This window comes from Klebsiella sp. HMSC16C06, from assembly GCF_001808325.1.
GTDB classification, from domain to species: domain Bacteria; phylum Pseudomonadota; class Gammaproteobacteria; order Enterobacterales; family Enterobacteriaceae; genus Klebsiella; species Klebsiella variicola.
Map to the genome: position 1 here is coordinate 268,259 of NZ_KV792994.1, position 8,971 is coordinate 277,229.

Genomic DNA, 8,971 nt, shown 5'->3' on the forward strand with positions numbered 1-8,971 from the left:
TTGCTTGAGGGCAACCTGGCGTTTTTTTATGGTTTGACAACCTGCCAGCCGGCGTCAGCATCGGGGGCAAAGCGCGTGATGGCCTGCGCTTTTGCGGCGCTCTCTTCGCCGAGATTAGCCTGATAAACGGTATCGTGCAGATCGATCATAAAGCTCATCACTCCGGTTTCACCCCATTCCACAGGCCAGGCAAGCAAGGCCGCATCCTGGTCATCGCGGCCTGCGATAATGCGGAAACGATAGCCATGATAACCGGCGCCGGGCTCCGTCGGGCTGAATGCCGGCCCCAGCGGGCTGGGCGTCTCACCCGGCGACGTCGGCCAGTACAACCCATCTTTTTTGCCTTCACTGCTGATGATTTTCTGCGCCCAGCGGTGATTAAGCTGGTAGTAATCCTGCTGGGCGTCAACGTAAGCGTGCATGGCGGCTATCGCTGACAGTTCATTGCGACCGATGGCGCGGGTGAGGATCTCCTCTTCGCCTGCGGCCATATCAAAGCGCCAGCCCTGAGACGTTTTTACGATAGGCACCGGCAACCGCCATGCCTCGCTGCCGACGTCGAGCCAGGCGTTATCACCCTGCTGCACGATGACATGTTTTACCTGCCAGTCGCGCTGAAAACGGTCGACGGCGCTGGGGTCGATCCCATCGGTAGGTAAAAATTGCTGCCAGTTATCGCCGAGCACCTTGCTCAGCGCCGCTTCATTTTGCTGGCTGAGCGCCTCAGCCAGCGCGCTCGCGGCCTGTTCCGGTGTAGAAAACTGCTGCTGGGCGAAGGCGGCTAACGGTGACAGTATCAATGTGAACAGGGCAATAGGTAATAGGTTTCTCATTCTGCTCATCCTCAGCGGCGGCGCAGTTCATGGTGTTCGGAAAGACGTTCTCTGGCGCCGCCACGCTCCTCGCGGTTTACAGCGGAAAACTGCCGACTTTGCAGTCCCCGTTCCTGCTGCGCTTGCCAGGAGGGGGCGCGGCTTTCGTTGCCGCTAAGAGCGCTGGCGCGTAAATGACTAACCTGCTGCTGACGCTGCGCGGGCGTGGCGGACTGGATCTGCTGCCGATGCTGTTGCTGCTGAGGTGTCAGGTTCTGCTCGCGGCTCTTAACGGTTTCCCGACGCTGCTGTTGTTGCGGCGTGGGATTTTTCAACTGCGTTTTCGCCGCCTCGCGATGCTGCTGCTGGGTCGAGGTTGGTGTGCTGTCGTAACCGCGATAGTTGCTGCGCTGGGTGGCTTGTTTCAATTGCGCCGAAGCTGCCTGACGCTGGGCATCGCGTGAGGCGTTGTTTGCCGCCAGGTTGCCCGCTGTCGCCGCCGGTACGTTATGCTGCAGCTGGGTCATCGCTGCCTGGCGCTGCGCTTCGCGATCGACTGGCGCATGTTGGGTAGCGCTCAGTCCGCCGGAAACGTTGGTCTGATGGAAGCGTTGAGCAACCGTATTATCGGGATACGGTGTGTGACCGCGATAGGCAGGATTATGCTGCCAGTTAACGTGGTTGCCCGGCAGGTTTTCTCCCGTTATATGATTGAAATTATTTACATTAATATTGATGTTATCGCCATTATGCGAGTAATCGCCGTGGTGATAGTCGTCATCGTGATGGTGGTGGTCATCATCATCCCAGTCGATGCTGCTAAACAGCGCCCAGGTAGTGGCCACGCCCAGGCTGTAACCGAAGCCTTTGACGAAGCTATCGGTAAACTGCTCCCCGGGAGGCGGCGGCAGGTAGACCGGCGGATAGGCGCTGTTTGGCCAGGTACCATAGACGGTGGAGGGGTTATAGCTGGGAACATAGACCACCTGCGGATTGGTCGGTTCTATTTTAATAACCTGCGTGGGCGCAGGCGCCGCCGAGTGGGTGGTGGACGTTGCTGCCGTGCTGCTGGCGGAAACCGGTGCGGCAGGGGTGACAATCACTTTCTGCTGTGGCGTGGATTTCAGGGTCCCGGTCTGCTGGGCAATAGCGCGCAGGCGCTGCACTGAATCCATCACATCATGCGGCTGGGCCAAAAACGCATTGCCGAGGTTCTCCACCCAGGGCGGATTTTCGCCCATCATCGCCAGCAGGGCAGGGAAAGCGACAAGGGATTTGACGCTGGGATCCCACGGCTGACTGGCAACCGCCTGAACCGCCGCATCCCCTTTCATCGCGGGGTTATCCTGGGACCACTGTACCGCCTGCATGACGTTGTCGGGATAAGTGGAGGCCATCAACACCTGCGACAGCAGACTGTCCGGGTAGAGCGCGATGGGCGCGACCCACTGATCAATTTGCGCCTGGGTGTAGGTGGTGGTCACCGGCTGTGTCGTAGACGCTGCGGGCGCTGGCTGGGCTGGCGGTTCAGCGATCGTCGTCGGGGTTCGGCTTTGCACATAGAGTGTTCCCGCCGCCGCGAGTAAGCCAGCGCTACAGAGCAGGGCGATGATATGGGGTTTGAACGGCAGTGACATGGAAGCTCCTGACCCAAAAAGTAACCCATCTCGCTAAAGTATCGGCGAAAACGGCGCGTTTGCTGAGTATAAGTAAGCGGTATGGCTTTTTATTGATTATTGTTGGGATCGGCCCGGGGAGTTGTACGCGGAAAGGAATTTTTGTCGCGGTATTTGAACAGAAAGCCTGCAATATCCTGCCCTTAACGATTCAGCTAAATTTTAATGTTGCTTTTTTGTAAACAGATTAACACCTTTCAAAAATCCTGCTATGCTGCCGACGCGGTATCGGGCATTTACCCTACAAACTGCTGTCTCACAGGAGCGTGAAGAAAATCGCCCAGCCACTAAATCCTTCAAGATGCGTCAAGGCGGCAAACTGCCAATACCGAAGCAGATTGATTGAAGACGTGTAGGCCGCATTATGACAATGAGAAGCGAGGAGAACCGTCGTGCTAGAAGAATACCGTAAGCACGTAGCTGAGCGTGCCGCCATGGGGATTGTTGCCAAACCCTTAGATGCAACCCAAATGGCCGCGCTGGTAGAACTGCTGAAAAACCCGCCTGCGGGCGAAGAAGAATTCCTGTTAGACCTGCTGATTAACCGTGTACCGCCGGGCGTCGACGAAGCCGCCTATGTTAAAGCTGGATTCCTTGCCGCGATCGCCAAAGGCGAAGCGACCTCCCCTCTGGTAACCCCTGAAAAAGCCGTTGAACTGCTGGGCACCATGCAGGGTGGTTACAACATTCATCCGCTGATCGATGCGCTGGACGACGCGAAACTGGCGCCGATTGCCGCGAAAGCGCTGTCCCATACTCTGCTGATGTTCGATAACTTCTACGACGTAGAAGAGAAAGCGAAAGCAGGTAACGAGCACGCAAAACAGGTCATGCAATCCTGGGCTGATGCTGAGTGGTTCCTGAACCGCCCGCAGCTGGCAGAGAAAATCACCGTTACCGTCTTCAAGGTCACCGGCGAAACCAATACCGATGACCTGTCTCCGGCGCCGGATGCCTGGTCGCGCCCGGATATCCCACTGCATGCGCTGGCGATGCTGAAAAACGCCCGCGAAGGTATTGATCCGGACCAGCCGGGCGTCGTCGGCCCGATTAAACAAATCGAAGCCCTGCAGCAGAAAGGCTATCCGCTGGCCTACGTCGGCGACGTGGTCGGTACGGGTTCCTCGCGTAAATCCGCGACCAACTCGGTGCTGTGGTTTATGGGCGACGATATTCCGAACGTGCCGAACAAGCGCGGCGGCGGTCTGTGCCTGGGCGGCAAAATCGCGCCAATCTTCTTCAACACCATGGAAGATGCGGGTGCGCTGCCTATCGAAGTTGATGTGTCAAACCTGAACATGGGCGACGTGATTGACGTTTACCCGTTCAAAGGTGAAGTGCGTAACCACGAAACCAACGAACTGCTGGCCAGCTTCGAGCTGAAGACCGATGTGCTGATCGACGAAGTGCGCGCCGGTGGCCGTATTCCGCTGATCATCGGCCGCGGCTTGACCACCAAAGCGCGCGAAGCGCTGGGGCTGCCGCACAGCGACGTCTTCCGTCAGGCGAAAGACGTGGCGGAAAGCACCCGCGGCTTCTCTCTGGCGCAGAAAATGGTTGGCCGCGCCTGCGGCGTTGCCGGTATCCGTCCGGGCGCCTACTGCGAGCCGAAAATGACCTCCGTCGGTTCTCAGGACACCACCGGTCCAATGACCCGTGATGAACTGAAAGACCTGGCGTGCCTGGGCTTCTCCGCTGACCTGGTGATGCAGTCCTTCTGCCACACCGCAGCCTATCCGAAGCCGGTTGACGTGACCACGCACCATACCCTGCCGGACTTCATCATGAACCGCGGCGGTGTTTCTCTACGTCCGGGCGATGGCGTTATCCACTCCTGGCTGAACCGCATGCTGCTGCCGGATACCGTGGGTACCGGCGGCGACTCCCATACCCGTTTCCCAATCGGTATCTCCTTCCCGGCGGGCTCTGGTCTGGTGGCCTTCGCCGCTGCGACCGGCGTGATGCCGTTGGATATGCCGGAATCGGTGCTGGTGCGCTTCAAAGGGAAAATGCAGCCGGGTATCACCCTGCGCGACCTGGTTCATGCCATCCCACTGTATGCCATCAAGCAGGGCCTGCTGACCGTTGAGAAGAAAGGTAAGAAAAACATCTTCTCTGGTCGCATCCTCGAGATCGAAGGTCTGCCGGATCTGAAAGTCGAGCAGGCATTTGAACTGACCGATGCGTCCGCTGAGCGTTCTGCTGCCGGTTGCACCATCAAGCTGAACAAAGAGCCGATCGTTGAGTACCTGAACTCCAACATCGTCCTGCTGAAGTGGATGATCGCCGAAGGCTACGGCGACCGCCGTACGCTGGAACGCCGTATCCAGGGCATGGAAAAATGGCTGGCGGATCCGCAGCTGCTGGAAGCCGACGCTGACGCGGAATACGCGGCAGTGATCGACATCGATCTGGCGGATATCAAAGAGCCAATCCTGTGCGCGCCGAACGATCCGGACGATGCCCGTCTGCTGTCTGACGTGCAGGGCGAGAAGATCGACGAAGTGTTCATCGGTTCCTGCATGACCAACATCGGCCACTTCCGTGCCGCCGGTAAGCTGCTGGACAGCCACAAAGGCCAGCTGCCGACTCGCCTGTGGGTGGCGCCGCCAACCCGTATGGACGCCGCGCAGCTGACCGAAGAAGGCTACTACAGCGTGTTTGGTAAGAGCGGGGCGCGTATCGAAATCCCTGGCTGTTCCCTGTGTATGGGTAACCAGGCTCGCGTGGCCGACGGTGCGACGGTGGTCTCCACCTCCACCCGTAACTTCCCGAACCGTTTAGGTACCGGCGCTAACGTCTATCTGGCCTCTGCCGAGCTGGCAGCGGTGGCTTCTCTGCTCGGCAAATTGCCGACGCCGGAAGAGTACCAGACCTTCGTGGCGCAGGTGGATAAGACAGCGGAAGATACCTACCGTTATCTGAACTTCAACCAGCTGGATCAGTACACTGAAAAAGCTGACGGCGTGATCTTCCAGACCGCGGTGTAAAACCATTCGGTCAGCCCGGCTGACCGTTTGGCGATAAACTCCCCAATGCCCGGTGAACATTGCATCACCGGGCATTTTTATTTCCAAACCTCCTGCCCGTTACGCTTTTTTTCTTTCTGTCTGCTGCGATAATTACTGCATGGGTACAGTGCAGCGGTGACGCATTGCCCTTGCAGAGGAAAAGACTATGGACTACGAATTTCTGCGCGATATTACCGGAGTGGTAAAGGTGCGAATGTCGATGGATCACGAGGCGATTGGCCACTGGTTCAACGAAGAGGTGAAAGACAATCTTGCCCTGCTTGATGAAGTGGAGCAGGCTGCACGCACCGTGAAGGGCAGTGAACGTTCCTGGCAGCGGGCTGGCCATGAATATACGTTGTGGCTGGATGGCGAAGAGGTGATGATCCGCGCCAATCAGCTGGAGTTTTCCGGCGACGAAATCGAGGAGGGGATGAGCTACTACGACGAAGAAAGTCTCTCTCTCTGCGGCGTGGAGGATTTCCTGCAGGTCGTTGCCGCTTATCGTGAATTTATGCAGCAGCGTTAATGACGCCTTTTATGTCGGGTAGCGCAAGAGCGTAGCCCTGCTAAGCGTAGCGTGAGCAGGGGAAATCCCCGGGTAGCGGCTGGTGCCTTACCCGGGCGACCAGGCGGCGCAGAATCCCAGGCCCGGCAAGCGCAAGCGCCGCCGGGCATTTCCAATATTACACGGCAGGAATATTGCGGCCGTAGTAAATCTCGCGCATCTCTTTCCACAGCAGGTCGGTAATGACCTTGCGCTCTTCGGCGGTCAATTCTTCCGGTCGGGTATGGAACATGTAGTGCTTAAGGTCGAACTCCTTGAGCAACATTTTGGTATGGAAGATATTTTCCTGATAGACGTTCACATCGACCATGTCATACAACGACTTAATGTCATCGGACATAAAGTTCTGAATCGAATTGATTTCATGATCGATAAAATGCTTCATCCCATTGATATCGCGGGTAAAGCCGCGCACGCGGTAGTCAATGGTCACAATGTCCGATTCCAGCTGGTGGATCAGATAGTTCAGCGCTTTAAGCGGAGAAATGACCCCGCAGGTAGAGACTTCGATATCGGCGCGGAAGGTGCACAGTCCACCTTCCGGATGGCTCTCCGGGTAGGTATGCACGCAGATATGGCTCTTATCGAGATGGGCGACCACGGTTTCCGGTAACGGACCTGGATGTTCGGTCTGGTCGATAAGCTTGGGATCGACAGGCTCTTCGCTGACCAGAATGGTCACGCTGGCGCCCTGGGGTTCATAATCCTGGCGGGCGATATTCAGAATATTGGCGCCAATAATAGAACAGGTTTCTGTCAGGATCTCCGTCAGGCGATTGGCATTATAGAGTTCGTCGATATAAGCGATGTAGCCGTCACGCTCCTCTGCCGTTTTGGCGTAACAGATATCGTAGATACAAAAACTCAGGCTTTTGGTCAGGTTGTTAAAGCCATGCAGCTTCAATTTTTTCAATTTAGTTCACCCCCTTACTTCGCGTCACGGTGCGGACAGAGCATCATGCAGATATTGTGGTAAGGCGAAGGCCGCCGTATGGATTGCCGGATTGTAGTAACGGCAGGTCAGGTTGGCTTTGTGAAAGCGCGCCTGAATGATTTCGCTGGAGAGATGGCGCAACGCCTCGTTGTCGCTCGCCCAGGCAAAAGTCATGATCCCGCCGTAATAGGTTGGGATGGCCGCCTGGTAGAAGCTGACGTCGCGAAAATAGTGGCTCAGTTTGCGATGGCTACCGACCGCTTCGTCCTGCTGCAGGAAACAAACGCCGTTTTGGGCAACGAACACGCCCCCCGGGTTCAGGCAGCGTTTGCAGCCTTCATAAAAAGCCGAGGTGAACAGGCTTTCGCCCGGACCGATAGGGTCGGTACAGTCCGAAATGATCACGTCAAACGTTTGCGTCGTCTGGTTAACAAAATTGACGCCATCATCAATCACCAGCGTGAAGCGCGGATCGTCGTAGGCCCCGGCGCTATGGTTGGGCAGGTACTGACGGCAGAATGAGACCACCCCGGCATCGATTTCCACCATGGTGATGGTTTCGATGCTACGGTGACGAGAGACTTCGCGCAGCATCGCGCCGTCGCCGCCGCCGATGATCAGGACATGCTTCGCGTTGCCGTGGGCCAGCAGCGGCACGTGGGTCATCATTTCGTGATAGATAAACTCATCGCGTTCGGTGGTTTGCACGACGCCATCCAGCGCCATCACCCGGCCAAAGGCGCGGTTGTCGAAGATGATCAAATCCTGATGATCGGTTTTTTCGTGGTACAGCACGTTATCAACGCTAAAGTACTGACCAAAATGGTCATGCAGCGTTTCATGCCACAGTGGATTATCGGCCACGGTGAGGCTCCTCCTTCGTTAACATCTGTTACACCCGTAAAACGAGTGCAACATCATAGACAACTATAGATGAGGATGCACGGCGGTTATTGCAGCAATGCGGCAGGAATAACCGCCACCGCCCGGGGAGAGCGGTGGGGGGAGGGTTATTTCGCCGGTGCGGGTTGGCTATCTACTATCCGCACGGAATAAACCATGGTGGCGCCTGGCGGGATTTTCGGCGGTAATCCTTTACTGCCATAGGCTTTTTCGGGCGGGACGACCAGCGTCAAGGAGCCATGGTTCTGCAGGCGTTGCAGCGGGCCGCGAAACACCGGGGGATAGGCATCCAGCTTCTGGGTGAGCGCCTGATCTTTCGCTTCCATATCGTTGATCACTGTCCCGTCCGTCAGCATCTCTTTGATTACTACGGTGACCAGATCGTTACCGCTTATTTTTCCTTTGCCCGGATAATCGACGCGACTGTAGACGCCATCTTTGAAGACCACATCTTTTTTGCGCGCAAACGCCTGCTGATATTTCTTACCGGCACTGATGTTTTTCTGCTCGATTTTATTCAGGTTCTGGAAAACCTGCTGCGAGACGTCAAACAGCGCCTTGTTACGCTCCTGTTCTCCGAGACGAAGCTGGCCGCTAAAAGCATCTTCGATACCCCGCAGCACCAGCCCGGCGTCGACGGTAATTCCCTGAGTGCGACGGGTGGTGAGGACATTAAGGGCTTCTGTTCCCATCGAGGCGCCGATCGCATAAGCCTGCTGTTCTCCGGATGCGCTGAGTTTGATGTTGGCGCTCTCGCCGCTGCGCGTTTTGGACTGTACAGAAAGCTGTGTTCTCAGCAGTTGGATTTCATCTTCTTTCATCCGTAGCTGGGCGTTGTCTTTATCCGCCTGCAGGCGGTAGGCTGCAACAACCGCCGCCATCTCCGGCGGCTCATTTTTTGGCGCTACAGCGGTGTCAGGGCGGGTTGTTGGCGCTTTTTCCGCGGCGGCCAACCGGGAGGTTAACGACTGCTTGTCGGCGTTTAGCGCCTTGACCTGGTCGAGAGCGGCCTGCTGCGTTTTCTCCGCGGCGTCGAGCCGGATAGTCAGCGACTGCTTATCGGTGGT

At 56.8% G+C, this 8,971-nt stretch carries 7 protein-coding genes; 2 read left to right on the forward strand and 5 right to left on the reverse strand.

Annotated elements, in window-relative coordinates; genetic code table 11:
* Positions 1–26: 26 nt before the first annotated feature.
* Together HMPREF3142_RS08970 and HMPREF3142_RS08975 are read right to left on the reverse strand one after the other, a co-directional pair.
* The gene (locus tag HMPREF3142_RS08970; protein WP_012542842.1) at positions 27–833 is read right to left on the reverse strand and encodes a DUF2950 family protein; all 807 of its coding nucleotides are present in this window, start codon (positions 831–833) and stop codon (positions 27–29) included.
* Between the two features lie 11 nt (positions 834–844).
* Positions 845–2,449 (reverse strand): DUF3300 domain-containing protein, encoded by a 1,605-nt coding sequence (locus tag HMPREF3142_RS08975; protein ID WP_070612003.1) that lies wholly within the window; start codon positions 2,447–2,449, stop codon positions 845–847.
* A 431-nt stretch (positions 2,450–2,880) separates the two neighbouring features.
* On the opposite strand from HMPREF3142_RS08975, the gene acnB reads away from it, so the two are divergent.
* Both acnB and yacL read left to right on the forward strand, forming a co-directional pair.
* Positions 2,881–5,478: a bifunctional aconitate hydratase 2/2-methylisocitrate dehydratase gene (gene acnB, locus HMPREF3142_RS08980; RefSeq protein WP_016160302.1), complete on the forward strand. Its 2,598-nt coding sequence runs from the start codon at positions 2,881–2,883 to the stop codon at positions 5,476–5,478.
* A 187-nt stretch (positions 5,479–5,665) separates the two neighbouring features.
* Positions 5,666–6,028 carry a protein YacL gene (gene yacL / locus HMPREF3142_RS08985; RefSeq protein WP_004204373.1) on the forward strand — a complete coding sequence of 121 codons (363 nt, stop codon included), beginning with the start codon at positions 5,666–5,668 and terminating at the stop codon, positions 6,026–6,028.
* 157 nt (positions 6,029–6,185) lie between these two features.
* On the opposite strand, the gene speD is transcribed toward yacL, so the two are convergent.
* The 3 genes from speD to HMPREF3142_RS09000 form a co-directional block, all read right to left on the reverse strand.
* Positions 6,186–6,980, reverse strand: a complete 795-nt coding sequence (gene speD, locus HMPREF3142_RS08990) for an adenosylmethionine decarboxylase (RefSeq protein WP_008807406.1) — start codon at positions 6,978–6,980, stop codon at positions 6,186–6,188.
* A 24-nt stretch (positions 6,981–7,004) separates the two neighbouring features.
* Positions 7,005–7,865 (reverse strand): polyamine aminopropyltransferase, encoded by an 861-nt coding sequence (speE, locus tag HMPREF3142_RS08995; protein ID WP_008807405.1) that lies wholly within the window; start codon positions 7,863–7,865, stop codon positions 7,005–7,007.
* Between the two features lie 146 nt (positions 7,866–8,011).
* Positions 8,012–8,971: FKBP-type peptidyl-prolyl cis-trans isomerase (locus tag HMPREF3142_RS09000; RefSeq protein ID WP_228706476.1), on the reverse strand; the 960-nt coding region annotated here is incomplete at its 5' end.

Bases quoted from the DNA above. Each gene is read 5' to 3' on its own strand.
- HMPREF3142_RS08970 (WP_012542842.1), bottom strand. From the start codon at position 833: ATGAGAAACCTATTACCTATTGCCCTGTTCACATTGATACTGTCACCG.
- HMPREF3142_RS08975 (WP_070612003.1), bottom strand. From the start codon at position 2,449: ATGTCACTGCCGTTCAAACCCCATATCATCGCCCTGCTCTGTAGCGCT.
- yacL (WP_004204373.1), top strand. From the start codon at position 5,666: ATGGACTACGAATTTCTGCGCGATATTACCGGAGTGGTAAAGGTGCGA.